The organism is Stenotrophomonas sp. KH_036_B, from assembly GCF_057839485.1.
On the sequence record NZ_CM174491.1, the window covers coordinates 4185947 to 4212853 of the forward strand.

Annotated in this window: 25 protein-coding genes; 13 read left to right on the forward strand and 12 right to left on the reverse strand. The window is 68.5% G+C overall.

Translation table 11 applies throughout. From position 1 onward, the window contains the following. Positions 1-22 precede the first annotated feature (22 nt). The 9 genes from AC3ITN_RS18525 to AC3ITN_RS18565 all read left to right on the forward strand — a co-directional run bounded on the left by AC3ITN_RS18525 (position 23) and on the right by AC3ITN_RS18565 (position 9036). Positions 23-841 (forward strand): nucleotidyltransferase domain-containing protein, encoded by an 819-nt coding sequence (locus AC3ITN_RS18525; RefSeq protein ID WP_489391466.1) that lies wholly within the window; start codon positions 23-25, stop codon positions 839-841. Positions 842-1043: 202 nt separating this feature from the next. After that, positions 1044-1577 carry a gamma carbonic anhydrase family protein gene (locus AC3ITN_RS18530; protein ID WP_313345556.1) on the forward strand — a complete coding sequence of 178 codons (534 nt, stop codon included), beginning with the start codon at positions 1044-1046 and terminating at the stop codon, positions 1575-1577. Between the two features lie 146 nt (positions 1578-1723). Then, positions 1724-2413 carry an RDD family protein gene (locus tag AC3ITN_RS18535; RefSeq protein ID WP_489391467.1) on the forward strand — a complete coding sequence of 230 codons (690 nt, stop codon included), beginning with the start codon at positions 1724-1726 and terminating at the stop codon, positions 2411-2413. Further along, the gene (locus tag AC3ITN_RS18540) at positions 2410-3402 is read left to right on the forward strand and encodes a stage II sporulation protein M (RefSeq protein WP_313345560.1); all 993 of its coding nucleotides are present in this window, start codon (positions 2410-2412) and stop codon (positions 3400-3402) included. Before AC3ITN_RS18535 ends, AC3ITN_RS18540 begins: the two co-directional genes overlap by 4 nt. Next, positions 3392-5020: a DUF4129 domain-containing protein gene (locus tag AC3ITN_RS18545; protein WP_489391468.1), complete on the forward strand. Its 1629-nt coding sequence runs from the start codon at positions 3392-3394 to the stop codon at positions 5018-5020. The genes AC3ITN_RS18540 and AC3ITN_RS18545 overlap by 11 nt, the downstream gene beginning before the upstream one ends. Beyond that, positions 5017-6192, forward strand: coding sequence for a DUF4350 domain-containing protein (locus AC3ITN_RS18550; protein ID WP_489391469.1), 1176 nt, complete (start codon positions 5017-5019; stop codon positions 6190-6192). Before AC3ITN_RS18545 ends, AC3ITN_RS18550 begins: the two co-directional genes overlap by 4 nt. Further along, positions 6189-7190, forward strand: a complete 1002-nt coding sequence (locus AC3ITN_RS18555; RefSeq protein WP_313345568.1) for an AAA family ATPase — start codon at positions 6189-6191, stop codon at positions 7188-7190. The genes AC3ITN_RS18550 and AC3ITN_RS18555 overlap by 4 nt, the downstream gene beginning before the upstream one ends. After that, on the forward strand, positions 7187-8485 hold the full coding sequence (locus AC3ITN_RS18560) for a DUF58 domain-containing protein (protein ID WP_489391470.1): 1299 nt from the start codon (positions 7187-7189) through the stop codon (positions 8483-8485). Before AC3ITN_RS18555 ends, AC3ITN_RS18560 begins: the two co-directional genes overlap by 4 nt. A gap of 131 nt (positions 8486-8616) precedes the next feature. Continuing rightward, positions 8617-9036 (forward strand): cupin domain-containing protein, encoded by a 420-nt coding sequence (locus AC3ITN_RS18565; protein WP_489391471.1) that lies wholly within the window; start codon positions 8617-8619, stop codon positions 9034-9036. A gap of 143 nt (positions 9037-9179) precedes the next feature. On the opposite strand, the gene AC3ITN_RS18570 is transcribed toward AC3ITN_RS18565, so the two are convergent. Beyond that, positions 9180-10358 carry a glutathionylspermidine synthase family protein gene (locus tag AC3ITN_RS18570; protein ID WP_489391472.1) on the reverse strand — a complete coding sequence of 393 codons (1179 nt, stop codon included), beginning with the start codon at positions 10356-10358 and terminating at the stop codon, positions 9180-9182. Between the two features lie 4 nt (positions 10359-10362). Next, positions 10363-10926 carry a DUF1190 domain-containing protein gene (locus AC3ITN_RS18575; RefSeq protein WP_489391473.1) on the reverse strand — a complete coding sequence of 188 codons (564 nt, stop codon included), beginning with the start codon at positions 10924-10926 and terminating at the stop codon, positions 10363-10365. 192 nt (positions 10927-11118) lie between these two features. Between AC3ITN_RS18575 and ilvD the strand changes: the two genes are divergently transcribed. Continuing rightward, a complete protein-coding gene (ilvD, locus tag AC3ITN_RS18580; RefSeq protein WP_313345580.1) occupies positions 11119-12951 on the forward strand; it encodes a dihydroxy-acid dehydratase in 1833 nt (610 codons plus the stop codon). Between the two features lie 92 nt (positions 12952-13043). Further along, positions 13044-14276 (forward strand): DUF418 domain-containing protein, encoded by a 1233-nt coding sequence (locus tag AC3ITN_RS18585; protein ID WP_489391474.1) that lies wholly within the window; start codon positions 13044-13046, stop codon positions 14274-14276. Between the two features lie 152 nt (positions 14277-14428). Here AC3ITN_RS18585 and dinG read toward each other — a convergent pair whose 3' ends face one another. The 3 genes from dinG to aroE all read right to left on the reverse strand — a co-directional run bounded on the left by dinG (position 14429) and on the right by aroE (position 17831). Then, positions 14429-16531 (reverse strand): ATP-dependent DNA helicase DinG, encoded by a 2103-nt coding sequence (gene dinG / locus AC3ITN_RS18590; protein WP_489391475.1) that lies wholly within the window; start codon positions 16529-16531, stop codon positions 14429-14431. 104 nt (positions 16532-16635) lie between these two features. Then, on the reverse strand, positions 16636-16992 hold the full coding sequence (locus AC3ITN_RS18595; RefSeq protein ID WP_313345588.1) for a hypothetical protein: 357 nt from the start codon (positions 16990-16992) through the stop codon (positions 16636-16638). After that, on the reverse strand, positions 16989-17831 hold the full coding sequence (aroE, locus tag AC3ITN_RS18600) for a shikimate dehydrogenase (RefSeq protein WP_489391476.1): 843 nt from the start codon (positions 17829-17831) through the stop codon (positions 16989-16991). Before aroE ends, AC3ITN_RS18595 begins: the two co-directional genes overlap by 4 nt. Before the next feature lie 53 nt (positions 17832-17884). Here aroE and AC3ITN_RS18605 point away from each other — a divergent pair, with 53 nt between their 5' ends. Further along, entirely contained in the window at positions 17885-18751 is an 867-nt protein-coding gene (locus AC3ITN_RS18605) for a TolB family protein (protein ID WP_489391477.1), read from the forward strand. Between the two features lie 75 nt (positions 18752-18826). Here AC3ITN_RS18605 and AC3ITN_RS18610 read toward each other — a convergent pair whose 3' ends face one another. From AC3ITN_RS18610 to AC3ITN_RS18625, 4 genes are all read right to left on the reverse strand, one after another. After that, on the reverse strand, positions 18827-19099 hold the full coding sequence (locus tag AC3ITN_RS18610; RefSeq protein ID WP_313345628.1) for a gas vesicle protein GvpG: 273 nt from the start codon (positions 19097-19099) through the stop codon (positions 18827-18829). Positions 19100-19130: 31 nt separating this feature from the next. Further along, positions 19131-20120, reverse strand: coding sequence for a porphobilinogen synthase (hemB, locus tag AC3ITN_RS18615; RefSeq protein ID WP_313345595.1), 990 nt, complete (start codon positions 20118-20120; stop codon positions 19131-19133). Positions 20121-20145: 25 nt separating this feature from the next. Then, on the reverse strand, positions 20146-21063 hold the full coding sequence (locus tag AC3ITN_RS18620; protein WP_489391478.1) for a bestrophin family protein: 918 nt from the start codon (positions 21061-21063) through the stop codon (positions 20146-20148). A gap of 118 nt (positions 21064-21181) precedes the next feature. Then, positions 21182-21430: a hypothetical protein gene (locus AC3ITN_RS18625; RefSeq protein ID WP_313345600.1), complete on the reverse strand. Its 249-nt coding sequence runs from the start codon at positions 21428-21430 to the stop codon at positions 21182-21184. A gap of 199 nt (positions 21431-21629) precedes the next feature. On the opposite strand from AC3ITN_RS18625, the gene AC3ITN_RS18630 reads away from it, so the two are divergent. Beyond that, positions 21630-22088: a hypothetical protein gene (locus AC3ITN_RS18630; protein WP_489391479.1), complete on the forward strand. Its 459-nt coding sequence runs from the start codon at positions 21630-21632 to the stop codon at positions 22086-22088. A gap of 115 nt (positions 22089-22203) precedes the next feature. On the opposite strand, the gene AC3ITN_RS18635 is transcribed toward AC3ITN_RS18630, so the two are convergent. The 3 genes from AC3ITN_RS18635 to AC3ITN_RS18645 form a co-directional block, all read right to left on the reverse strand. Then, entirely contained in the window at positions 22204-24006 is a 1803-nt protein-coding gene (locus tag AC3ITN_RS18635) for a DUF885 domain-containing protein (RefSeq protein WP_489391480.1), read from the reverse strand. A gap of 81 nt (positions 24007-24087) precedes the next feature. Continuing rightward, complete coding sequence (locus tag AC3ITN_RS18640; RefSeq protein WP_313345606.1) at positions 24088-24606, reverse strand: cytochrome c oxidase assembly factor Coa1 family protein; 519 nt, start codon at positions 24604-24606, stop codon at positions 24088-24090. A gap of 37 nt (positions 24607-24643) precedes the next feature. Next, the gene (locus tag AC3ITN_RS18645; protein WP_489391481.1) at positions 24644-26872 is read right to left on the reverse strand and encodes a S9 family peptidase; all 2229 of its coding nucleotides are present in this window, start codon (positions 26870-26872) and stop codon (positions 24644-24646) included. Between the last annotated feature and the right edge of the window lie 35 nt (positions 26873-26907).

The window sequence follows — 26907 nt, forward strand, 5'->3', positions numbered from 1 at the left end:
GTCTTCCACCACCGCCAAGCATATGGATATCCACCCCATCGCGCCGGAGAAGCGCGCCGCCGTACTGAACGAACTGGACCGGATCGAGCGCGATCACGACGTTCGCATCCTCATGGCCTGCGAGTCGGGCAGTCGCGGCTGGGGATTCTCGTCGCCGGACAGTGACTACGATGCACGCTTCATCTACGTGCACCGCCAGCCGTGGTACCTCACCGTCAATGAGGTCACCGGCCCAGGGCAGGCCCAGCGCGATGTGATCGAGCTACCGATCGACGACGAGCTCGATGTCAGCGGTTGGGACCTGCGCAAGGCCCTGCGGCTGGTGTCCAAGTCGAACCCGACCCTGTCCGAGTGGCTGCGTTCGCCCATCGTGTATCGGCAGGATGATGGGGCGGTGGCGTCGTTGCTGGAAGCCGTGAACAGCTTTCACTCGCCCTTGGGAAGCTGGTGGCACTACTTCAACATGGCCAGCAGCAACTTCCGCGGCTACCTGCGCGGTGAACGCGTGCGGACCAAGAAGTACCTGTACGTACTGAGGCCACTTCTGGCGTGTCGCTGGATCGAATGCGAGCCCGGCCCACCACCAATGGCATTCGAGCTACTGCTCGATCGGTTGCAGCCGAAAGGCGAGCTGCGCGAGGCCATAGACCAGTTGCTGGTGGTCAAGCGGGCCAGTGCCGAGGTGACCGATGGTCCGCGCGTAGCGGCAATCAGCGAGTACATCGAGGCCGAACTGGCGGCAATGACCGCCCGCGCGCCGACGCTGCCGGTCGGAACTGGTGACGCGGCGGCGCTGGACCAGTTGTTCCGTCGGATGCTGGCGGAACACGCACCTCGCTGACTCCGCCAGCCACGCAGGGCGTGGCTCTACGCCGGTGGCAGACATGGCGAACCTTCCGTAGAGCCAGCCACGCAGGGCGTGGCTCTACACGCGGAAGCATCTCGCACACCGTAGAGCCACGCCCTGCGTGGCTGCGGGGCGCATCCGCAGGTCCGGGGACGCCCCGGCGGTATCATTCCCACCTGCCTTACGGAGCTCCCCCATGTCCCCTCTTCGTCCCTTCCTCGACACCTTCCCCGTCGTCGGCGAACGCGCCTACATCGATCCCGCCTGCACGATCATCGGTGACGTGGTGCTGGGCGAAGACGTCTCCGTGTGGCCCGGCACGGTGATCCGTGGCGACGTCAACCACGTGCGCATCGGCGCGCGCAGCAACATCCAGGACGGCACCATCATCCATGTCAGCCACCACAGCCCGTACAACAAGGGCGGCTACCCGACCCTGATCGGCGAAGGCGTCACGGTCGGCCACGGCACCATCATCCACGCCTGCACCATCGGCGATTACAGCCTGATCGGCATGGGCGCCTGCATCCTGGACGGTGCCACGGTCAGCCGGCACAGCTTCATCGGTGCCGGCGCGGTGGTCGGGCCCGGCAAAGTGGTGGGCGAAGGCGAACTGTGGGTGGGTAACCCGGCGCGGCCGGCGCGCACCCTCAGCGAGCAGGAGATCGAGTCGCTGCACTACTCGGCCGACCATTACGTACGGTTGAAAGACAAGTATCTGGGGATGTGACGCCTCGCAGCCATGCACGGCGTGGCTCTACCCGTTGTCCTCTGCACACGGTAAAGTCGGTGTCCGACCCAGGAAGCAGTCGAGAACCGCATGCCGTTGGCAGCCGACCGGAGGGGATTCCGGCGACCCACCTCCCGCGTGCGCGCATGAGCGCGCCGATGCTGGATACCTACCGTGAAGTGATCACGCCCGAAGGCGTGCCGCTGCACCTGCCGGCCGCCGGCCCGGTGCCGCGTGCGCTGGCCTGGGGGATCGACTTCGTCATCCGCGCGGCCGCGATGATGCTGCTGAGCATTCCGCTGGCCGTCCTCGGTGAGTTCGGCCAGGGTCTCTACCTGGCCCTGATGTTCCTGCTGATGTGGGCCTACACCATCGTGCAGGAAGCCTGCTGGGGCCGCACCCTGGGCAAGCGCGCGCTGCACCTGCGCGTGGTCGCCCAGGACGGTGCGCCGATCGGCTGGATGGCCGCCATCACCCGCAACCTGCTGCGCACCGTGGACATGCTGCCGTTCGGCTATGCGCTGGGCCTGCTGTCGAGCCTGTTCGACCCGCACGGCCGCCGGCTCGGCGACCTCGTCGCCGGCACCGTCGTGGTCCACGACAGTACCCAGCCGCTGTCGGCCAGCGTGGCCATCGACACGGTGCTGGCACCGCCGCAGCCGTTGCTGCCGGCCGAGCAGGCCGCAGTGGTCGCCTTCGCCGAGCGCGCGCCACGGCTGTCCGGTCCCCGCCAGCAGGAACTGGCTGCGGTGGCCGAGCCGATCAGTGGCGGGCACGGTCAGGTGGGCGTACTGCGTCTGTATGCGATGGCCAACTGGCTGCTGGGGCGTCGATGAGGCAGGAACAGTTCGTCGCCCGTTATCAGTCCGAATGGCAGGCCCTGGAGCGCTGGCTGAGCCTGCGTGGCGACAGTGCGCGGCGCGCGCGGCGCACGCCCGATGCGTCGTCGCTGAACGACGAAGACATTCCGCAGCACTACCGGCGGCTGTGCCAGCAGCTGGCATTGGCGCGCAAGCGTGGCTACAGCCCGCAGCTGGTGGCGCGCCTGCAGCAGCTGATGCAGCAGGGCCATGGCCTGCTCTACCGCACCCCGGCGCCGCGCTGGCGGCGCGCCGCGGAGTTCCTGTTCGCCGATTTCCCGCAACTGGTCCGCAGCCAGGCGCGCAGCATGTGGGTGGCCACCGCGTTGTTCATGCTGCCGCTGGTGGGCAGCTTCGCGCTGATCCAGTGGCACCCCGACATTGTCCACATGCTGATGGACAACAAGGACATCGCGGCGATGGAGCGCATGTACGACCCGGCCTCGCCGCACCTGGGCCGCGACAGCGGCACGGACTGGATGATGTTCGGCCACTACATCATGAACAACATCAGCATCGGCCTGCGCACCTTCGCCAGCGGGCTGCTTGCCGGCGTCGGCACGGTGCTGGTGCTGCTGTTCAACGGGCTCACCATCGGCGCGGTGGCCGGGCACCTGCAGCACATCGGCCACGGCGATCCCTTCTGGCGGTTCGTGGTGGGCCACGGCGCGTTCGAGCTGACCGCGATCGTGATCGCCGGTGGCGCGGGCCTGCAGCTGGGCATGAAGCTGCTGGCACCCGGCCGGCGCAGACGCGTGGATGCGCTGGTCGAAGGCGGCGTGATCGGGGCAAAGCTGTGCCTGGGCGTGGCGGCAATGCTGCTGGTGGCTGCCTTCATCGAAGCATTCTGGTCGTCCATTGCCGAGGTCCCGGGATGGGGCAAGTACAGCGTGGCCGCCGTGCTGTGGACCCTGGTCTTCGTGTGGCTGTGGCGTGGCGGACGTGGAGACGGCCGTGCGCATTGACCAGCTCAACGTGAACCTGCGCGCCCGGTCGGAATGGGAGGCGATGGAGCTGGGCACCGCACTGGTGCGCCGCCACGCACGCGCGATCTGGCTGCCGCTGGTGTGCATCTCGCTGCCCCTGTTCGCGGTGATCAACGCGGTGGCGTGGTGGGCCGATGCATTCGGCTGGGCATGGCTCGCGGTGTGGTGGCTCAAGCCGCTGTCGGACCGGACCGCGCTGTACGTGATCTCGCGCGGGGTGTTCGGCGACGAGCCGCGTCCCCTGCAGACGCTGCGTGCGCAGGGCCGGTGGGGTTGGACCGGCTTCTGGGGCTACCTGGGTTGGCGTCGCTTCAGCCCGTTCCGCTCACTGCTGCTGCCGGTCAACCTGCTGGAGGGTAGTGATGCCCAGCAACGCAGCGTGCGCCGCCGCGCCGTGCTTGGCGGTGCATTCGGGCACGCACTGCTGCTGACGGTCACGTGCATGGCTTTCGAGGTGGTCATCGTCACCGGCTGCATCGCGGCGATCTTCCTGTTCGTGCCGTTCGAGCTGCTTTCCGACTCCTGGCGCACGGCATGGGAGATGGTCAGCGAGAACATGCCGCTGTGGGCGCAGCTGGGGGTAAACCTCTGCTTCTGGTTGGCCGCTACATTGATCGGTCCCTTCTATGCAGGCGCCGGCTTCGCGCTGTACCTCAACCGCCGCACCGAGATGGAAGCGTGGGACGTGGAGATCGCGTTCCGCCGGCTGCGCGAACGCCTGCAGCAGGCCGCACCGTTGCTGGTGCTTGCGCTGGTGCTGTGCTGGCCGATGGGCGCGCTGCAGGCCGCCGAACCGGGGGTCGCGCCCAGCTGCAGCGCTCCGTCGGGTGTGTCCGGCGAGGATGGCGAGTCGTATGACGACGAGGACGAAGACGAGGACGGGGACCAACCCGAGGTACCCGCGGACGACCCGTCCAACACGCCGGCGGTGATCTTCGGCGGCGCACCCGATACCGCCGGTTTCCGCCAGGCGGTCCAGCGCGCCTACGAAGATCCGTTGGTGAGCCCCAGCCGCGAGGTCAGCCGCTGGGAGCGCACGCTGACCGACGCGGAGAAGGACGCCGAAAAGAAAGAACGGAAGCTGGACAAGGACGGCAAGGGCCGCAAGGGCCCACGCCTGCCGGCGCAGATTGCCGAATGGATCCTGTGGGGCTTCGTCGGGCTGCTGGTGCTGCTGCTGATCGCCACCGCGCCGCGCTGGCTGCGGTGGCTGCGCGGCACCGGCGTGCGTCGCCGGAGCGCCGCAGACCCGGTGGTCGAGGAGACGGTGGAGCTTCCCGAGGTCATCCCGCCGGATCCCGCCGCGCGTGCGCGCGACCTGTGGCAGCAGGGCCGCCCGCGCCAGGCGCTGGCCCTGTTGTACCGCGCCAGCGTGGAATCGATGAGCGAGCGCGCCGAGGTGGTGCTGCCGCCGGGTGCCACCGAGGCACAGTGCCTGCGCGCGTCGCGGCGCATGCCCCTGGAAGCCGACCGCACCCTGTTCGCGGAGATCGTCCGCATGTGGCAGTACGCCGCGTATGCGGGGCGCCTGCCGGAATACGAGGCATTCGACAGCTTGGCGAGCACGCTGCAGAGCCAGTTCCGGTGGCGCGCATGAGTGCCCGTCTACGCTGGCTGGTGGTGTTGGCGGTGCTGGTGACGCTGGGCGTGCCGCTGGCGATCCTGTTCCTGCGCAGCCATGAGCGCGTGACCCATACCGAGCACCTGCCACCGCAGGGCGAGGCCAGCTACAACCCGCTGTATGTACTGGGGCAGGCGTTGCGCGCCGATGGCATCACCGCGCATTCCAGTCCCCGTCTCGATCTGCAGCGCATGCCGCTTCAGCCGGGTGACACCGTGGTGCTGCTGCAGGACAACGCCGATGTTCCCCCGCCCATCGCGCAGTCGCTGCTGCAGTGGGTGGAACGCGGCGGTCATCTGCTGCTGCGCACGCCGCCGCTGGCCGGGGACGACGACGCTGTGCAAGGACCGCTGCTGGATGCACTCGGCGTGGACACCGAGTACTACGACAGCGCATGCAAACCGTTCCACATTGCGGATGACCCGGGTCACTCCGAGTTCTGCAGCGGTCGCCGCTTCGGCGTGGATGCGCCCGACGGCATCCGCGTGGAGCGCGAATGGGGCGATGACGAGGGCCTGGTCTTCGCACGCCTGCGCAAGGGCGCCGGCACGGTGGACGTGCTGTCGGACATGGAGTTCCTCAAGGGCACGCCGCGACCGTTCGACGCCGACGATGCCAAGGACAGCCTGACCGATGGCCTGCATGACACCGCCCACCGCGACCTGACCCGCTACGTGCTGGAACCGAACTATGCCAAGGGCACGATGTGGCTGATCTACGGCTCGCGGCCGCCGACGCTGTGGTCGCGCATCTTCTACCAGGGCTGGCCGGTCTGGGTGCCGCTGCTGCTCGCCCTGCTGGGCTGGCTGTGGCAGCGCGCGCAGCGCTTCGGCAGCCCCTTGCCCGCGCCGGCCAGCGAGCGTCGTTCGCTGCTGGAACACGTGCGTGCCAGCGGCGAACACCTGCTGCGCTACGGCAAGGCACCGCTGCTGTACGACGCCGTGCGCCGCGCCTTCCTGGCGCGCCTGCGGCGGCGTGCGCCGACCGCCGCTGCCTTGACCGGCGAGGCCCAGGTGCACGCCATCGCCACCCTGCTGCAGTGGCCGCATTCCCGCGTCCAGACCGCCCTGCAGGCGCCGGCATCCCAGGATGTCGCCGGCCTGCGTGACCGCATCCGCCTGCTGATCCAGATGAGAAACCTGCTATGACCGAGCCGACCGTTCCGCCGCCGCTGTCCCCTCCCGCGCTGACCGGCCAGAGCCTGGTTGAACGCGTCGATGCCGTTCGCGACGCCGTGGGCCGCGCCTTCATCGGCCAGCCCGAGGTGCTCGACCAGATCCTGATCGCACTGCTGGCCGGTGGCCACGTGCTGATCGAAGGCGTGCCCGGGCTGGGCAAGACGCTGCTGGTGCGCGCCCTGGCGCAGGCACTCGAACTGGACTACGGCCGCGTACAGTTCACGCCGGACCTGATGCCCAGCGACGTCAGCGGCCACGCCGTGTACGACCCGAAGTCGGAGAGCTTCAAGATCCGCCGCGGCCCGGTATTCACCAACCTGTTGCTGGCCGACGAGATCAACCGGGCGCCGGCCAAGACCCAGTCGGCGCTGCTGGAAGTGATGCAGGAAGGCCAGGTCACCATCGAAGGCAAGTCGTTTGCGTTGACCCCGCCGTTCCTGGCCCTGGCCACGCAGAACCCGGTGGAACAGGAAGGCACCTACCCGCTGCCGGAAGCGCAGCTGGATCGTTTCCTGCTCAAGGTGATCATCGATTACCCGGCGCTGGAAGACGAGAAGCGCATGGTCGATGCGATCACCACCGGGCGCAGCGCGGCCGACTTCGACCTGTCGCAGGTGCCGCGCGTACTCAACGCCGCCGAGGTGATTGCCCTGCAGCAGGCCACGGCGGCCATCACCGTGGACCCGGAAGTGGTGGACTATGCGGTACGCATCGTCGCGGCGACCCGCAGCTTCCCCGGCATCGCGCTGGGCGCCGGCCCGCGCGGCAGCATCGCGCTGGTACGTGCGGCACGCGCACAGGCCGTGCTGGCCGGGCGTGACTTCGTGACCCCCGATGACGTGCGCGAGATCGCCCGCCCGGCGCTGCGTCACCGCATCGCGCTGGCCCCGGAGCTGCAGATCGAAGGGCAGTCGGCCGACGATGCACTGACCGCCCTGCTGGCCAAGGTGGAAGCGCCGCGCAAATGAGGCCAGGGCCGCTGCTGCTGGTGCTGCTGGTCGGCTGGGCGCTGCTCGGGCTGCCGGTGGCGTTCGGCCTGCTGCCCGGCTGGGCCTGGCAGGCCACGGGTGCCGGGGTCGTGCTGCTGGCGCTGATCGACCTGCTGCGGCTGCGTGCCCAGCCTTCGCCGACGGTGCAGCGCGAATTGCCCGAGGCGTTGGCCCTGAATGTCGAGCGACGCACCACCCTGCGCATCGAGTCCAGCCGCCGCCAGCGCGTGGACGTGTTCGACCTGGTGCCCGGGGAGTGGTCGCTGCAGGGACTGCCGCGCACGCTGACGCTGAAGCCGCTGGTGGCCAGCAGTTTCGACTACACGCTCACACCAACCGCGCGCGGCCGCTTCGTGTTCGACGGCGTGCACCTGCGCCTGCACGCGCCGTGGCGGATGTGGCGGCAGCGACGCCTGCTGCCGCCGGCGCTGACCGTGCGCGTGTACCCCAACTTCGCGCCGCTGACCCGGTTTGCGCTGTTCAGTGCCGAACAGGCATCACGCCTGGTCGGTGCGCACCTCAAGCGCCGCCGGGGTGAAGGCACCGATTTCCACCAGATGCGCGAGTACCGCATCGGCGACAGCCTGCGCCAGATCGACTGGAAGGCCACCTCGCGCGCGCGCAAGCTGATTTCGCGCGAGTACCAGGACGAGAAGAACCAGCAGCTGGTGCTGATGATCGACACCGGCCGTCGCATGATGGCCAGCGAAGGCGGCCTGTCGCACTTCGACCACGTGCTCAATGCCGCGCTGGTGGTGTCCTACCTGGCCCTGCGCCAGGGCGACGGCGTGGGCCTGTTCGCCAGCGGCGGCGACAGCCGCTGGGTGGCGCCACAGCGTGGCATGGGCGCGATCGACGCGCTGTTGCGCGCCAGCTACGACCTGCAGGCCCAGCCGGTCGCCACCGACTACCTGGCGGCCGCCACCGAACTGAGCCTGCGCCAGCGCCGGCGTTCGCTGGTGATGCTGGTCACCAATGTGCGCGATGAGGACATCGAGGACCTGCTGGTGGCGGTGCGCCTGCTGCAGCGCCAGCATCTGGTGTGCGTGGCCAGCCTGCGCGAACGCGAGCTGGATGCCGCGCTCGGACAGGAGGTGGAGACCCTGCAGGACGCGGCGCAGGCGGGCGCGATCGCGCGCTACCTGCAGCAGCGCAACGACGCGCATGAAGCGCTGCGCAGCCACCGGGTGATGGTGCTGGATGTCACCGCCGATGCACTGCCGGGTGCGCTGGTGGAGCGGTACCTGGCGGTGAAGCGCGATGGCTTGCTGTAGGGCGTCTCTTTCCGTTTTCCATGGTCGATCAGAACAATCAACCGGTGGGTGACTGCGTCGGTGAACGGGCACACAGTGCAGCGCATCTTCTTCCTCCAGGATGAAGCACCGTCCCTGCTGTGGAGATTGTCATGCGTCGCCTGTTCCTTCCGCTGTTCCTGCTGCTCGGCGGCATTCACACCGCCTCAGGCCATGAGGTCGAAACCGAGGTCCTCGCGCAGGCCGATCGTGCCTGGGATGGATCGGCGTGGTGGGCGTACCCGCATGCCACCCCGCTGGTCAGCCTGCTGCGCCTGCGCATCCCGGCGGAGACCCTGCTGGACTGGCACACGCATCCCATGGTGAACATGGCCTATGTCGAGCGCGGCAGCATTACGGTGGAACGCCGCGACACGGGCCAGGAACGCATGTTCAGGGAAGGCGACGTGATCGCCGAGCTTGTTGACGTTGCGCACCGCGGCCGTACCGGTCCGGAAGAGGTGGCGTTGCTGGTGTTCTACGCCGGTGCAGACGGGATGCCGCTGTCGGTTCCGTCCCGCACCCAGCCGTGAGCCGAGGGCCGTCGGTAGAGCGGACCGGTAGAGCGGACTGTTAGTCCGCTGCTCTACACCACGGCATCGCGACCCTCGCCACCCCGTCAACGGCAGCGGACTAACAGTCCGCTCTACCCCGTCGATCCTCCCGGTCTGGAGGGTCAGACGAAGATGCGTGTCGGTGCCGCGTCGATGATCGCGTGCGGCACGAAGCGGGCGCTGTCGCGGGTGATGCGGCTGTTGTCTTCGCGGATACCCATGCCGCAGGCGTGGTCACCGACCACCCAGCTGCCGATGAGCGGGTAGCCGCCGTCGAACGCGGTCAGCGGGTGCGCGGCCTGGCGGATGGCGGGGCCGGTGTACGGGCCTTCGCTTTCCTGCCAGCTGCCATCGGCCAGGTGCATGGCCACGTTGGCGCCTTCGCGTGAGAACAGCGGTTTGCGCACCCAGCCGGCCGGCAGCGCGCTGCCGTCGTCGAACTCGGCCGCAAGCAGGTTGGGATGGCCGCGATGGCGCTGCCACAGCAGCGGCAGCACGCCCTTGTTGCTGAGGATCGCCTTCCACGCCGGCTCCAGCAGCTGCACGCCCGAGCTGGGCAGCGCCTGGCCGAACGATTCGGTCATCAGGTCTTCCAGCGGGTACAGCTTGAACAGGCTGCCGATCACCGTGTCGTCCAGGGCGGTGAAGCGCCCGTCTTCAGACAGGCCGATGTCCTCGATGGCGATGGCCTCGCCGCGCAACCCGGCCTGGGCCGCGCAGTCGCGCAGGTAGGCCACGGTGCCCTGGTCTTCTTCGGAACTGCCCACCGCACTGAAGTACAACGGCGGCGGCAACTGCGCAGACAGCTGCGTAAAACGCTCGACCAGCGCCTCATGGATCGCGTTGAACTGGTCGGCGTGGGCCGGCAGGCGATTCTGGTTGCGCTGGTCTTCCAGCCATTGCCACTGGAAGAACGAGGCCTCGAACAGCGAGGTGGGCGTGTCGTAATTGAGCTCGTAAAGCTTGGCCGGGCCTGTACCGTCATAGGCAAAGTCCAACCGCCCGTACAGGTGCGGCTCGCGCCGGCGCCAGCTGTCGGCGATCCAGTCGCGGAACTGGGCCGGGATGGCCAGCTGGTCCATCAGCTGTTGGCTGCCCACCACTTCGTCGACCAGGTCCATGGCCATGGCGTGCAGCTCGGCGCTGGGGTCTTCGATGTCCTGTTCGATCTGGCGCAGGGTGAACGCGTAATACGCGGTTTCGTCCCAGTACGGCAGGCCGTCGATGGTGTGGAAGCGGAAGCCGGATTCCTCGGCCCGAGCGCGCCATTGGCTGCGCTCGGCGATACGCACGCGCTGCATCGGATCAGCCGCCGTAGCTGCTGCGGCTGCTGCTGGTGTTGCCAAAACCGCCACGGCTGGCCGTCACGGCGCGGTTCGGGGTGCTGGTCACCGCGGCCAGGCCCGCTTTCCCGGCGCCGATGCCGCTGGCCGTATTCAGCCCACCGCTGCCACCGGGGGCCGGGCGCGCCCAGCCCTTGGCCTTGTCCTGGTAGGCCGGGCTTGCAGCCGGGGCCTGCGCCAGGCCGGCGCCACGGTTGCTGAGCATCTGCGACATGAAGAAGCCCATCATCATCGGGCCGATGAACGAATGGCCGGTCGAGGTCTTCTGTTCCACGCACTGCTCGGCGTTGTACTCGGCTTCGCATTCGGCACGCGAGGCGTACTTGGGGGCGGCGTCGGCGGACTGCTTCTGCGCTTCGGCAAAGGCGGTACGGCAGCTGGACGGGTTGCCCGTCGCTTCGGTACACGCCTGCACCGAGGTGTACAGCCCTTCCTGCACCTGCACCGCCTCATCCTTCTGGCAGGCAGTGAACAGCAGCGGCGCAGCGCTCATCAGCAGCAGTGCGGTAGTCCTGGAACGTTTCATGGCGTCGTGCCCCCTTTGTACAGTTATCCCCTCAATCATGCCTGATCCCCGCCAACAACCAAAACCGGCAAAGTCGAAAAGATGAACGGCGTTTCAGGATCCGCCGTCTGGATCGTTGCAAACGCAACCGGAATTTTTCGGCAGAATCGAGTGGCAACGCGCCCCCACGGCCCGCCAGATCCTGCCAGCCCCATGCCTGAATACCGCTCCCGCACCTCCACCGCCGGCCGCAACATGGCCGGCGCACGCGCCTTGTGGCGCGCCACCGGCATGACCGATGCCGACTTCCACAAGCCGATCATCGCCATCGCCAACTCGTTCACCCAGTTCGTGCCCGGCCACGTGCACCTCAAGGATCTTGGCCAGCTGGTGGCGCGCGAGATTGAACAGGTCGGCGGCGTGGCCAAGGAGTTCAACACCATCGCCGTGGACGACGGCATCGCGATGGGCCACGACGGCATGCTGTATTCGCTGCCCAGCCGCGAGATCATCGCCGACTCGGTGGAGTACATGGTCAACGCACACTGCGCCGACGCGCTGGTGTGCATCTCCAATTGCGACAAGATCACTCCCGGCATGCTGATGGCCGCGCTGCGCCTGAACATCCCGGTGGTGTTCGTGTCCGGCGGGCCGATGGAAGCGGGCAAGACCCGCCTGTCCGAACACAAGCTGGACCTGGTGGATGCGATGGTGATCGCCGCCGATGCCAGCGCAAGCGACGAAAAGGTCGCCGAGTACGAGCGCAGCGCCTGCCCGACGTGCGGGTCGTGTTCGGGCATGTTCACCGCCAACTCGATGAACTGCCTCACCGAGGCGTTGGGGCTGTCGCTGCCGGGCAACGGTTCGACCCTGGCCACCCACGCCGACCGCGAGCAGCTGTTCCGCCGCGCCGGCCGCCTCATCGTCGAACTGTGCCACCGCTGGTATGGCGGCGAGGATGCCAATGCGCTGCCGCGCACCATCGCCAGCGTGGCCGCATTCGAAAATGCGATGACCCTGGACATCGCCATGGGCGGCTCGACCAACACCATCCTGCACCTGCTGGCGGCGGCGCAGGAAGCGGAGGTGGACTTCGACCTGCATGCCATCGACGCACTGTCGCGGCGCGTGCCGCAGCTGTGCAAGGTGGCGCCGAACACGCCGAAGTACCACATGGAAGACGTGCACCGCGCCGGTGGCGTGTTCGCCATCCTGGGTTCGCTGGCGCGCGGCGGCCTGCTGCACACCGACGTGCCGACCGTGCACAGCCGCACCCTCGCCGACGCGATTGCGCGCTGGGATGTGGCGGTGACCGACGACGCGGGCGTGCATGAGTTCTTCAGCGCCGGCCCGGCCGGCATTCCCACCCAGGTGGCTTTCAGCCAGGCCACGCGCTGGCCTTCGCTGGACCTGGACCGCGCCGAGGGCTGCATCCGCGACGTGGCCAATGCCTACTCGGCCGAAGGCGGGCTGGCGGTGCTGCGCGGCAACCTGGCCGAGGACGGCTGCGTGGTGAAGACCGCGGGCGTGGATGAATCCATCCACGTCTTCGAGGGCCGCGCACGCGTGTTTGAAAGCCAGGATGCCGCGGTGCAGGGCATCCTCGCCGATGAAGTGGTGGCCGGCGACGTGGTGGTCATCCGCTATGAGGGTCCGCGCGGCGGGCCAGGCATGCAGGAAATGCTGTACCCCACCAGTTACCTGAAATCCAAGGGGCTGGGCAAGCAGTGTGCGTTGCTGACCGATGGGCGTTTCTCCGGTGGTACGTCGGGGCTGTCGATCGGTCACGCCTCGCCCGAGGCCGCTGCCGGCGGGGCGATCGGGCTGGTGCGCGATGGCGACCCCATCCGCATCGACATTCCGGCCCGGCGGATTGATCTGCTGCTGGATGAGGCCACGCTGGCGGCGCGGCGCGTGGAGCAGGATGCGCTGGGGTGGACGCCGCGCGAGGTGCGCCCGCGCAAGGTCACCGGGGCGCTGAAGGCCTATGCGCTGCTGGCGACCAGTGCGGACAAGGGGGCGGTGCGGGATCTGAGCAAGCTTTAGGACCGCGCGGATGCCGCTGGACAGCCGGGCAGAGCCCGGCTCTACTGGGGAACCGTTGATGCGCAGCCACGCAGGGCGTGGCTCTACCGCCCATGAAGCCACCCCCTCCATTGCCGATCGGTGCGCCCGTACGGGTACCTCGACAGCCGCTGATCGACGCCCTGCGCGGGTTCGCGCTGCTGGGCGTGTTCCTGGTCAACCTGCGCTTCTATTCGCTCGATGCCCTGCTCGACGATGCCACGCAACAGGCGCTGCCCAGCGCGGGCCTGGACCAGGTGCTGCGCACCGGTATGGGCTGGCTGGTCGACATGAAGGCGGTGACCATCTTCTCGCTGCTGTTCGGGCTGGGTTTCGCGATGCAGATGGAGGCGCGCCCCGGGCTGGGGCCGCATCTGCGCCGGATGGCGGCGCTGGCGCTGATCGGGCTGCTGCATGCCAGCGTGCTGTGGTGGGGCGACATCCTGCTGACCTATGCCGTGGTGGGGTTGCTGCTGCCGCTGTTCCGGCACCTGGGCAACCGCGCGCTGGTGGTGGCCGGGCTGGTCTGCGCGCTGTTCCTGCCGCCGCTGCTGTCGCCGTGGATGCGCGAGTGGGTGATGACGCTGGCGCCGCGCGCGCAGATGTATGCCCACGCACTGGATGCCTTGTCCAACGGAACGCTGTGGCAGGCGTGGTGGCAGAACCTGGTGCTTGGCGGCTGGGTGCGGTTGACCAACTGGGCCTTGCTGTTTTTCGTGTTGGGCCGCTTCCTGCTGGGTTACTGGGCCGGTCGCCGGGGCCTGTTGCAGTACCCCGAACGGCACCTGCGGCTGCTGCGCTCGCTGTGCGTGGGCGGCGCGATCGTGGCCGCCGCGTTCCTGTGCGTGGAGACCTGGGCACCGGCGCTGAAGGCCCAGTGGCCGGTGCTGCGCGCGGGCGTGCCCGGCTACCTGCTGCGGGTGAGCTACCGTGTGGCGCCGTTGGCGCTGGGCATCGCCATCGCCTGCGGGTTCGCGCTGCTGTACCTGCGCCCATGGGCCGAGCGTGGGTTGCGCGTGCTGGTGCCGGCCGGGCGCATGACGTTGAGCAACTACCTGCTGCAGAGCCTGGTCTGCGTGCCGCTGTTCGCCGGGTTCGGGCTGGGCATCGGGTATTCCCACGGTCTGTGGCCGATGCTGCTGGTGGCGGCCATCGTGTTTCCGCTGCAGCTCTGGTTGAGTGCGTGGTGGCTGCGGCGGTTCTACTTCGGCCCGGCGGAGTGGCTGTGGCGCAGCCTCAGCGAGTGGCAGCGGTTGCCGATGCGGCGGCCGGCAACGGCAGCCACGCAGGGCGTGGCTCTACCGTAGATCCAGCGCACCGATGACGCGTAGAGCCACGCCCTGCGTGGCGGTAGTACCCGTGCCAGGTCGGCACCGCGCGGACACGCACGGCGTGTCCCTACGTCAGCGGCAATGATGCACCGCGTAGAGCCACGCCCTGCGTGGCTGCGACGTACCGATCAGCCAATCACGCGCTTGAACGGCGGCAGCGCGTCGATGATGCGCTTGCCGTAGCGGCGGCTGATCAGGCGTGAATCGAGGATGATCACGCGGCCGGTGTCGGTGGAGGTGCGGATCAGGCGGCCGGCAAACTGGGTCAGGGTGCGCAGCGCATGCGGGACGGCGATCAGGTTGAACGCGTTCAATCCGCGGCTCTCGAACCATTCGCTGAGCGTGGAGGTCTGCGGGTCGGTCGGCACCGCGAACGGCACCTGGGTGATCACCACCGTGGTGCACGCCTCACCGGGCAGGTCCAGGCCCTCGCCGAACGAGTTCAGGCCGAACAATACCGACCCCTCGCCCGCCGAGGTGCGCCGCAGGTGTTCGTCGATCATCTTCTGCTTGGCCGTTTCGCCCTGCACCAGCACCTGTTTGCGCTGCGCGGCCGGCATCAGCTCGGCTACCTTCTCCATCTTCCAGCGCGAGGTGAACAGCACGATGCTGCCCTTGCTCCAGTCCAGTTCCTTGACCAGGTACTTGGCCACCTCCTTGGGATGACGATCGCGGTCGTCCGGGGTGACCGGGAAGTTGGGCACGATCAGCTCGGCCTGGTTGGGCAGGTCGAACGGCGAGGCCAGCGAGACCATCTCGGCCTCGGCGGGAATGCCGTTGTCGATCGCCAGCGCCTGGAAATCGCCGCCACCGGTGAGCGTGGCCGAGGTCATCACCACCGAATCCACTTCATCCCAGAGCAGCTTGCGCAGCACGTTGGCCGCCGACACCGGCGAGCCGTGCAGGATCAGGTCGCCGTCGCGCGAGAGGGTCACCCAGCGCGCGAACGGCGGCTGGCCCTCCTTGTCCTCGCGGCGCCAGGCCGTCCACAGGCTGTGCTGCTGCTCGATCATTTCCAGCGCCATGCCCAGCGTGCGCTGCAGGCGTTCGCGCGCGGCGTCCTCAGGCTTGCCCTTGGCCACCTGCGACTGCGCGGCGTGGGCCCAGTTGAACAGCGCGCGGGTGTCGTCGGCGAGTGCCTCGATGTCGGCCATCCAGATGTCCGGCAGCCGGCCGTTCGGCGCGCGCCACATCGGCTCCTGCGCGGTCGGGTCGGGCTGCCAGCTGCGGTCGATCACGTCGCGGAAGACACGCAGCTGCTTGCTCACGCGCGCCGCCACGTCGATGGCCTCGTTCGGCAACAGATTGCCCAGCTTGTCCTTGTCCACGGCGCGGTACGCGGCGGCGATCAGGATCTGCAGGCGGCCGGTGCGCTTGGCCATCTCGTCCAGCGCCAGGCTGGCCGCGCCCTGGTCGATGGCCACGTTGCCGATGTGATGACCTTCGTCGAGCACCAGCAGCATGTCCGACGGTGGGGCGATCAACGGCTGGCCGTTGTCGCTCTCGCCAATGGACAGCGCCGACAGCAGCAGCGCGTGGTTGGTCACCACGATCTGCGCATCGCGCACGTTGTTGCGGGCGCGCAGCACCGCGCATTGTGCCGAGTACGCGCACTTGCGGCCTGCGCATCCCGAGGCCGGGGTGGTGATGCGCGAGCGCAGCGAGGCGCTGATGGTGTCCGGTGCGTTGTCCAGGTCGCCGTTCCAGCGGCCTTCGACGAAGTCCTTGCTCAGCTTCTGGGCCAGGTCCATCTCGATCGGTGCCAGTGGCCGGTCGAACAGCGGCTGCTCGTCTTCGAACATGCCTTCCTGCGCGCCGTCGCCATGCGCTTCGGCGGCGTTGCGCGTGCACAGGTAGCGGGTGCGGCCCTTGGCCAGCGCCACCGTGGCCTCCAGGCCGGTGGCCTTGAGGAAGTTGGGAATGTCGCGTTCGACCAGCTGCGACTGCAGCGCCACGGTACCGGTGCTGATCACCAGCTTTTTCTTCGTGGCCAAGGCAATCGGCACGCCGGCGGTGAGATAGCCCAGCGACTTGCCCACGCCGGTGGGGGCCTCGACCACGCCCACGCCGCCGCTCTGGGACAACGCACGCGAGACCACGCCGATCATCTGGCTCTGCGAACGCCGCGTGCTGAAGCCGGGGGTATTGGCCTGCAGCTTGGCGTAGGCATCGCGGATGACGGCCTTGAGCTCGTCGTTCAGCGCGCGCGGGGCTTCAACTTTTTCGGTCACGCCGGGGAGGTCCTGCCTGGATCAGGCGGGTATTTTCTCATGCCCGGGGGCCGAGGCCGGCGCGGATTTCCGCGCCGGTTCAGATCCGTGACCGGCTCGACCTGTCAGACCGGCGGCAGCGCACGGTCGCGCAGGGACCGGGTCAACGCCCAGACCACCAGCACCAGGGCCAGCGCCTCCACCAGGTTGAGCGCGAAGTGGATCCAGCCCATCAGCCTGCTGATACCGGTAAGGGACTCATACGCGCCCTGCGCCACCATCACCTGCGGCACCAGGTTCGCGAACAGGCCGAGCAGGGTCGTGGCGGCCATCAGGCTCAGTCCCAGCACGGCCACGCTGCGCACCTGGCTGCGCGGGGTGCCGAGCACCCAGACGAACGAGACCGACACCGCGATCAGGATCGGCAGGCGAAACGCCGCCGAGGTAAGCACCGAGATCAGCAGGGCGGCGGGGTCGTTCATTCCTCACCCGCCAGCGGATGGCGCACGCGCAGTTCGGCGTACACCGGATCGGTTTCCGGGCGGACTTCGTGCCACTGCTGGAAACTGGTGGCGGCCTGTTCGACCAGCATGCCCAGACCGTCCACCGTGTTGCGACACGACGCCGACCGCGCCCAGGCCAGGAAGGCGAAGGAGGCTTCGCCATAGTTCAGGTCCACGGCCGTGGTCAGGCTGTTGACCAGCGACAACGGCAGCTTGAACTCTTCGGCGCGATCCCGGCCGGCCGAGGTGGCGTTGACGATCAGTTCGAAGTCGCCCAGTTCGTGCAGGGTGTCCCAGTAGCGGGTGTGTGCACGGCCGGGTTCACCGATGGCGTCGACCAGCGCGTCGGCGCGCTCGGGCGTGCGGTTGACCACCACCAGTTCGCGGATGCCGGCATCCAGCAGCGCCGGGGCGACGCTGCGCGCCGAGCCGCCCGCGCCGAGCAGCAGCACGCGCCGGCCACGCAGGTCCATGCCGTGCCGGTCGGTCAGGTCGCGCACCAGGCCGACCCCGTCGGTGGTATCGCCGTGCCAGTAGCCGTCCTTGCGCAGCAGCGTATTGACCGAGCCGGCCAGTTTGGCGCGCGAAGTGAACGTCCTGCACAGACCGAAGGCGATTTCCTTGAGCGGAGCGGTGACATTGGCGCCCACGCCACCGTCGGCGGCGAACGCCTCCAGCGCCGCGGGAAACTCGGCCGGCGACGCTTCAATGGCGCGGTAATCCAGCGCGATGCCTTCCTGGCGGGCGAACGCGGCGTGGATGTGCGGCGACTGCGAGTGGGCGATGGGCTGGCCGAATACGGCGTAACGGGCGGTCATGGTGTCTTAAACTCCGGGCCTGGATTGGAACGCAAACCCCAATGGAAGCGACTATGCGCACTCCCTTGTCACTGCTCGCGCTGGGCGTGAGTTTACTCTCCGCATCGCACGCGATGGCACTTTCCGAGTTCGGCATCGAGGGCATGGGCGTGGTCTCGACCAAGGCCAACGAAGCCCAGGCGACGATCGCCCCGGACGGTCAACGCATCGTCTGGGCCTCCGACCGCGGCGGTGGCGCCGGCGGCTGGGACCTGTGGCAGGCGGTGCTGCGTGACGGACGCTGGCAGGACCCCACGCCGCTGGCGCTCAACACCGCCAGCGACGAGGTCGATCCGTTCTTCAGCCATGACGGTGCCTGGCTGTACTTCGCCTCCAACCGCCCGAGCGGGCGCGGCGGGTTCGACCTGTACGGGGTGATGATCCACGCCGATGGCAGCTTCGGTGCGGTTCTGGCCATGCCGGTGACGGTCAACACCGCCGCCGACGAGCGCCGCCCGGCCGTGCGCCCGGATGGCGAGGTGCTGCTGTTCGCCCGCAATGGCAAGGTCAGCCAGGGCGGGTTCGACCTGTACGTGGCGACCGCGCAAGGCAGGGGCTTCAACTCCGCGACGCCGCTGCCGGCGCCGCTCAACAGCGCCGCCGACGAACTGGGCGGCGACTGGCTGGGCAACGACGGGGCGCTGGCGATCACCCGCGTGGCGGATGGGCAGTCGCGGGTGTGGCTGGTGGGCTGCGATTACGCCAAGCCCGCGGTGCCGCTGATGCTCTCGTTCAATACCGCCGAGGGGCAGACCGGGGCGCCGGTGGTGGATGCATCCAAGCCCAGCGAGATGGTGGTGGCTGGGCAGGCACGGTCGCCGAAGGCGGGCGGGTTGGATCTGTATCGCTTGCGCACGCCTGCCGTGGCTGGCTGTCGGTGAGGGTGCAGCCACGCAGGGCGTGGCGCTACCGTTATAGGCCAGCGTAGCGCCACGCCCTGCGTGGCTGCACGATGTTCAGTGCGCGCGCAACAACGCCGCGCGCTGCTCTTCGTACTGCGCTTCGCTGATTTCGCCGTTGTCCTTGCGCTGGTTCAGCGCGGCCAGCGCGGCCTGGACCGCCGGCGGCAGGTTGGCCTCGCGGGCCAGGCGGGCAGCGGCGGACGGCTGTTCCGGTGCGCGCCGCGCGGCACGCACCACGCCGCGGATGACCAGGCCGATCACCACCGCAAAGGCCAGCACGCCGGTGCCCCAGGTCAACCACTGCACCCATCCCATCGTCTGCATCATCGTCATCCTGTTCGCGTGTTGACGCGTATTGTCAGCGCTCGCGCAGCCAACGCGCCACCTGCGGGGCGAAATAGGTCAGCACGCCATCGGCGCCGGCACGCTTGAAACCGATCAGCGACTCCAGCACGCAGGCGCGTTCGTCCAGCCAGCCGTTGGCGAACGCCGCCTTCATCATCGCGTACTCGCCACTGACCTGGTAGGCGAAGGTCGGCACGCCGAACTGCTGCTTCACCCGGCGCACCAGGTCCAGGTACGGCATGCCCGGCTTGACCATCACCATGTCGGCGCCCTCTTCCAGGTCCAGCGCGATCTCGCGCATGGCCTCGTCGCCGTTGGCCGGGTCCATCTGGTAGGTTTTCTTGTCGGCCTTGCCCAGGCTGGCCGAGCTGCCCACCGCGTCGCGGAACGGGCCGTAGAACGCCGAGGCGTACTTGGCCGAGTAGGCCATGATGCGCACGTTGACGTGGTTGCCGGCGTCCAGCGCGCGGCGTATCGCGCCAATGCGGCCGTCCATCATGTCCGAGGGCGAGATGATGTCCACGCCCGCTTCCGCGTGCGACAGCGACTGCTTGACCAGCGCAGCCACGGTGATGTCGTTGAGCACGTAGCCGGTGTCGTCGATGATCCCGTCCTGGCCGTGGGTGGTGTACGGGTCCAGCGCCACGTCGGTCATGACGCCCAGTTCCGGGAAGCGCGACTTCAGCGCGCGGATGGCGCGCTGGGCCAGGCCGTTCTCGTCCCAGGCCGCCGCCGCATCCAGCGACTTGCCGGACGGGTCGATCACCGGGAACAGGTCGATCACCGGAATGCCCAGCTCCAGCGCCTCTTCAGCCACCTTGAGCAGTTCGTCGATCGACAGCCGCTCCACGCCCGGCATCGACGCGACCGGGGCGCGCCCGGCCAGGTCATGCACGAACACCGGGTAGATCAGGTCGTCGGTGGTCAGCGTGTTTTCGCGCATCAGGCGGCGCGAGAACTCGTCGTGGCGCATGCGGCGGGGGCGGTAGTCGGGGTGTGCCATGGGGGTGCTCCGGACGGTAGTCGGGTTACTGCAGCAGGTAGCGCTGCGGTTGCAGGGGGTCGGGCAGCGGGCGTACGCCCAGGCTGTCGAGCAGATCGATTTCAATGGTGCGCACCATCGCATCCAGCGGCAGGTCGTTGGGCTCCAGGCCGAACGGTTCTTCCATTTCTTCGCCCAGCTGGTCCAGGCCGAAGAAGGCATAGGCGAGCACCGCCGACACCACGGGCGTGGCCCAGCCCAGCGAGCTGGCCAGCCCGAACGGCAGCAGCACGCAGAACATCCACGCGCAGCGATGCAGCAGCAGGGTGTAGGCGAACGGCAGCGGGGTGGTGAGGATGCGCTCGCAGCCGGCCTGGATGCTGGACATGGCGTGCAGGCGGGTCTCGAACTGGGCAAACAAGATCGGCTCCAGCTGCCCGGCGCGCATGGCCACGGCCAGTTCGGCGGCGATCATCGCCAGCAGCTGGTCGGGGGCATTGTCGCGCGCGGCGAAACGCGCCTGGTCGGCGGCGTCCACCCAGGGCAGTGCCGCCAGCGCCTGGTCGCGCCCGCGCAGCCGCGCGGCCAGTACGTGGGCGAAGCCGATGCCGAGCCGGCAGATGCGCGCTCGCCGCAGCGGTTGGTCGTCGAGCAGGGTGTTGCACAGCCGCGCGAGGCTGCGCGATTCGTAGACCAGCTGGCCCCACAGCTTGCGGCCTTCCCACCAGCGCTCGAAACAGGCGTTGTTGCGGAAGCTGAGGAAGATCGACAGGACCAGGCCCAGCAGGGTGAACGGTGCCACCGACACGCGCTCGATGCCCGGCGGGTGCCACAGCTCGGTGAACGCGGCCACCGCGATGGACAGCAGCAGGATCGCCAGCACCTTGGGCGCCACCGCCGGAACGATGGAGCCACGCAGGATGTACAGCAGCTGCCAGCCGTGTGGACGAGGGCGAATGATCATGGGGTGGCCATTCTACGCCCTTGCCTTCGGCCGCTTCGCCGGTGCGACGCATCGTCGCAGGCGCCTGCCGGGCGGCCGCGTCAGCGGGGCAGCGCCCTGCTGTGCCGCGGGCGACGGATCAGATGATGCCGCCGCCCAGCGACAGGCGCACGATGCCCACCACCACCACCACTGCGTTGAGCAGCAGGCCGGTCCATGCCCTGCCCCGCTTGGTGGGGTGGGTGAACAGGATGCCCAGCGCGCCGATCACCGCGCCGACCGCGGCGAACGGAATCAGGAACCAGTTGCCCCAGCCAAAGAACGGGATCAGCGCCAGGATCATCCACACCAACGCCAGTACGCCCCACAACAGACTGATCAGCCCCATACCCCTGTTCCTTGCCGTTTTTTGCTGGGCGCAGCGTAGCGGCACCCGCGCCAGCAACGCGTGATGGCGGCGGCAAGACCCGCATGGCGACACGCTCACCCGGCCGGTGCTACCGTCCCGGCATGGGGTTGGCACCGATTCAGTGGCCAACCCGGATGATCCAGGCGCAGGCCGACCCGGCCCACCAAGGGGTGAACCCATGAACGTTCGAACCATCTCACTGCTCGGCGTACTGCTGGCCGTGGCCGGCTGTGCCAGCACCTCACGGGTGATGCTGGGCCAGACCCGTCCGCCGACCGATCCGGCGCTGGTGCAGATCTATTCCACCCCGCCGCCGGGCTCGGTTGAAATCGCGCAGCTGGAGTCGTCCAGCGCGGTGGGCTTCGGCACCCAGGGCCAGACCGACGCGGCCGTCGCACGCCTGAAGAAGGAAGCGGCCGCGCTCGGCGCCAACGGCGTGATCCTGATGGGCGTGGCGTCCAGCAGCTCGGGCGGCGGCGTGTCGGTCGGTGGCGGCAGCTATGGCTCGCACAGCGGTGGCGGCGTGGGCATCGGTATTCCGACCACGCAGAAGCGCGCGGCCGGTGTGGCGATCTGGGTGCCCAATCCGCCGCCGGCGGATCGTCTGCCGGTGCAGACGATCACACCAGAACGCTGACACCCAAAAAGGGGACGGACCCTGTTAATCGTTTGGATTAACAGGGTCCGTCCCCTTTTTGTCGTGGTGCCGGCCAGCGGCCGGCAACCACGGCATTTTTGGTTGCGCGGCGCAATCAACGGTGCTTTGGAATGAACACCTCGTTGACCGCCTTGGCCAGCTGGTCCGGCGGCAGCAGGCCCTGGTCGAGCAGGAAGTTGTTGAACGCCAGGCGGTCGAACTTTTTGCCCAACGCCAGTTCGGTCTGCATGCGCAGTTCCAGGATGCGGGTGTAGCCGTAGAAGTAGCTGCCCGCCTGGCCCGGCGAACGCACCATGTAGCGGTCCAGCTCCTGGGTGGCCATGGCCTGGGACAGGCCGACCTCGTCGATCAGCACGCGTTCGGCGTTGGTGCGGTCGATCAGGCCCAGGTTGAGCATCGGGTCCAGCATCGCGCGGGCGGCGCGCAGCAGGCGGAACTGCAGCGCGATCAACTGCCCGTCCAGCGGCTCGTACGGCACCATCTCGGCTTCGGCATACAGCGCCCAGCCTTCCACGTTGACCGAATTGAACGCGAACATCGTGCGCGCCAGCGACACGCCGCGCTCGACCATCGCGGTGAACTGCAGCTCATGGCCCGGGCGGCCTTCATGCGCGCTCAGCGTCCACGCGGCCGAACCGAAGTTGAAGTCGTCGTACTGCGCGGCCTTGTCGCCGGCGGCCGGGTTGCCCAGCGGCAGCACGAAGGTGCCCTGCTGGCCGGTGTTGCCCACCAGCGGTGCCGGCAGGAAGTGCGGTGCCGGCGAGGCGGCGCTTTCGGCGGCCGAGCCCAGGCGCATCTGCATCGGGCGCTGCGGCACGTCCACGATCTTCTGCGCGCGGATGATCGGGTCGATCGCATCGATCACGCCACGGTAGTGGTGTTCAAGCTGGTCGTTGGCGATCTTGTCGCCCTTCAGCGCGCGGATCACCGCCACCGGGTCGGTCGGGTCGGACACGGTCAGGCCCTTGGCCTTGACCACCAGCGGCGCCAGCTGGCGCATCGCCGAGCGGGTTTCCATGAATTCCAGCTGCGCCCGCTGCATCAGCAGCTGCGGGTCGATGTCGATGCCCACGCGCTTGAGCTGGTAGGCGTACAGCGGCGCGGGCAGGCGGGCGTCGGCACGTGCCTTGGGCAGCACGTCACTCTTTGTCCAGTCGCGGTACTCACGCAGCTGGGTGGCGATGGTCTTCAGCGCCTCGTCGGCACCGGCGACCTTGTACGTGCCGAACAGCTTTTCGATGCCGGTGATGTAGGTATCGACGTTGGCCAGCGACTGCTCGACTTCGATGCGGGTGGGCTGCAGCAGGCTCTTGTCGGCGAGGCGTTCTTCATAGCGCTGGCGCGACAGCGTGGTGATCGCAGTGGTGCCCGGGGCCAGTCCTGCATATGCCTTGAGACGATCCAGCGCCTTGGCGCGGCGCTCGGCCGGCACCTGGTCGGAGAGCAGCAGGTTGAGGCCGCTGAACACCGTCTGCGGCGTGTCGCTCCACGGCAACATGTACTTTTCGTTGAGTTCGCTGCCTTCGATGTTCTCGTTGGCCGCAGCAATCATGATCGCCAGGTCCTGGCGCACGTTCGGGTCGCGCTCGGTGGAGAGCTTGGCCGTCAGCGCGTCGCGGGCCTTGGCCATCGCGGCGCGGTAGCGCTTGCCGTTGTCGGGGCCGAAGTCGGCCACTTTGTCGTCATACCCCGGCACGCCGAAGAAGCCGGTCTCTTCGGGCTGGAACGGGCCCTGCGCATCCAGCAGGATCTGCGCCAGTTCATTGCTGCGGCTCACCCAGGCCTGGGCCGCCGGCGCTTTGGTCGAAGCGGTGGGGGCGGCGGCGAAGGCCGGCGGCGCACTGAGCGCGGCGGGAACGGAAAGGGCCAACGCGACGGCAAGGGCAAGCGGCTTCATGCAGGACTCCTGTGAGCAGATGCCTGCGACCCTACGCACTCAGGCCGGCAGCGGCAATCGGCCGGAGGTCATGGCCAGCGCTCAGCCGCCCCAACGGCCGCCGGGGAGCGGGCAATGGCCCTGCTCGCGGCACTCCTGCAGCGCACACACCTGGGCCGCCTCGGCATCGTCCAGCGCGGTCAGGTCGACCGCCTCGTCCTGGCCGGTAATCGCATACAGCAGGGGGTAATCCCATTGGCCACCTTCGCGGTGGGCCTCCAGGAACAGCTCCGCCTCGCCGCGTGGCCCGGACAGCGACACCGCGAACTGGCTGTAGCCACCACCGCCGGCGGTGCGCTCCATGCTGCCACTGGGCAGGAACCCGTCCTGGATCGGTTCGCCCAGCACCGCCACCAGCTCGGTGCTGCAGCGTGCGCGGCGCATGGCTTCCTGGTACGGCTCGCTGGCCCGGCTCCAGCGCGACCACTGCGCCAGCGCGAACCAGACCATGGCAGCGACCGCCAGCAGCACCGCCAGTACGGCGAGCGGCATGGCCCAGCGCCAATGGCGGTGCCACCAGCCGACGCGCGTGGCGCCGGAAGGCGGGAGTGGCAGGGGCATCGGCGTCCTCCTTGGCAGCCCGATCGGATCCGTTCGTTTACGGTTTCAGGCAGCGCGCCAGGAAGTCTTCGGCCAGACGGTAGCGGTGCAGCGCGTTGCTGCCCGACAAGCCGTGCTTGGCACCCGGGTAGGTCATCAGCTCGAACGGTTGGCCGCGCTTCTGCAGCGCACTCATCAACGCGGTGGAATTGGTGAACAGCACATTGTCGTCGGCCATGCCATGGATGAGCAGCAGGCGCGAACGCAGGCCGTCGATGTGCGCCAGCACGCGGGCGGCGTCATAGCCCTTGGCGTTGCGCGCCGGCAGGTCCATGTAGCGCTCGGTGTAATGGGTGTCATACAGGCCCCAGTCGGTCACCGGCGCGCCGGCCACGCCGCAGGCGTACTGGTCCGACGCCTGGGCCAGCAGCATCAGGGTCATGTAGCCGCCGTTGGACCAGCCCTGCACGCCGATGCGCGCCGGATCCACCCACGGCTGCTGCTTGAGCCATTCCACGCCCTTGAGCTGGTCGGCCACTTCCACCGTACCCTGCACGCCGTACAGCGCGCCGCCGAAGTCACGGCCGCGACGCGGCGTGCCGCGGTTGTCCAGCGAGAACACCACATAGCCGCGCTGCGCCAGGTACTGGTTGAACAGGTGGTCGCCACGGCCAGGCCAGCTGTCGGTGACGGTCTGGCTGGCCGGGCCGCCATACACATACACCGCCACCGGGTAGCGCTTGGACGGGTCGAAGCCGGTGGGTTTGATCAGGCTGTAATTCAGCGCGGTACGGCCGTCGGCGGCGGTGAGCGTGCCGAACTCCACGGGGCGCTGCGCATCCAGGTAGCGCGCATATGGATGCGTTGGATCGGCCAGGTTGTTTTCCACCAGCGTGGCGATCTTTTCGCCATTCGCGCGGTGCAGCGCGATCTGCGGCGGGGTGGTGGTGCTGGACCAGCTGTCCACATACACGCTGGCGTTGCGCGCGAAGCTGGCACTGTGCATGCCCGCCTCCTGCGACAGGCGCTGCAGCGAACCGCCCTGCAACGGCACGGCGTAGATCTGGCTTTCGCGCGACGTGTCGACACCGGCGCGGAAGTAGACCTTGCCGGCGTCCTCGTCCACCGCCAGCAGTTCGTCCACCGGCCAGTTGCCGGCGGTCAGCGCGGTGACCGTCCTGCCGTCATCGGACACGCGGTACAGATGCTGGAAACCGGTGCGCTCGGACGACCAGAGGAAGCCGCCCTGCTTGAGGAAGTGCAGGCTGTTGTGCAGCGGCACCCAGGTAGGCGAGGTTTCGGTCACCAGGGTGCGCTGCTTGCCGCTGTCCAGATCGGCCTGGATCAGCTCCAGGGTCTTCTGGTCGCGCGACTGGCGCTGGAAGGTCAGGTGCTGCGGGTCGCGCCAGTCGACGCGGGCCAGGTAGATGTCCTTGTTGCGGCCCAGGTCGACCCAGCGCGGCGCGGCGTCGGCACGCGGCGCGATCACGGCCAGGGTGATCGCCACATTGTGGTCGCCTGCCGCGGGGTAGCGCTGCTCGATCATCTCGGTGCGGTCGGCGTACATTTCATAGCGCTTCTGCACCGGCACCGGCGATTCGTCGATGCGGGCGAAGGCAATGGCCGAATCGTCCGGTGCCCACCAGTAGCCGGTGTGGCGGTCCATTTCCTCGTCGGCGACGAACTCGGCCACGCCATTGCCGATGGTGTCGCTGCCGTCGCGGGTGAGCTGGATCTGGCGGCCGCTGGCCAGGTCGATCACCCACAGGTTGCGCTCGCGCACGAAGCTGACGAAGCCGCCCTTGGGCGACAGCTTGGCGTCGGTGGCGAAACCTTCACCGTGGGTGAGCTGGCGGACGGCGGCCTTGCCCTGCTTGTCCAGGTCGTACAGGTACAGCTCGCCGCCCAGCGGGAACAGCAGCGTGCGCGCGTCGGGCGACCACTGGTAATCGACGATGCCGGTCATGGCGGCAATGCGCTGGCGCTCGCGGCGCGCCTTCTCGGCATCGCTCAGGGTCTCTTCGCCGGGCAGCACCACCTTGGAGTCGACCAGCAGCCGGGTCTGGCCGCTGGCGATGTCGTAGGCCCACAGGTCGAGCTGGTTGCGGTCGGCCTCCTTGCCACGCAGGAAGCTGACCCGCGAACCGTCGGGGGCCACCTTGGGCTTCATCAGCGTCGGGCCGGACAGCGGCAGCGGGCCGGTGATCGCATCCAGGGTGAGTTTTTCAGCGTGGGCGAGGGTGGTCGAGGCGAGCATGAGGGCGAGCGAGGCAACAAGGTGGCGCATGGAATCTTCCGGCGGCGTCGGGGCGTTCCCGGTCC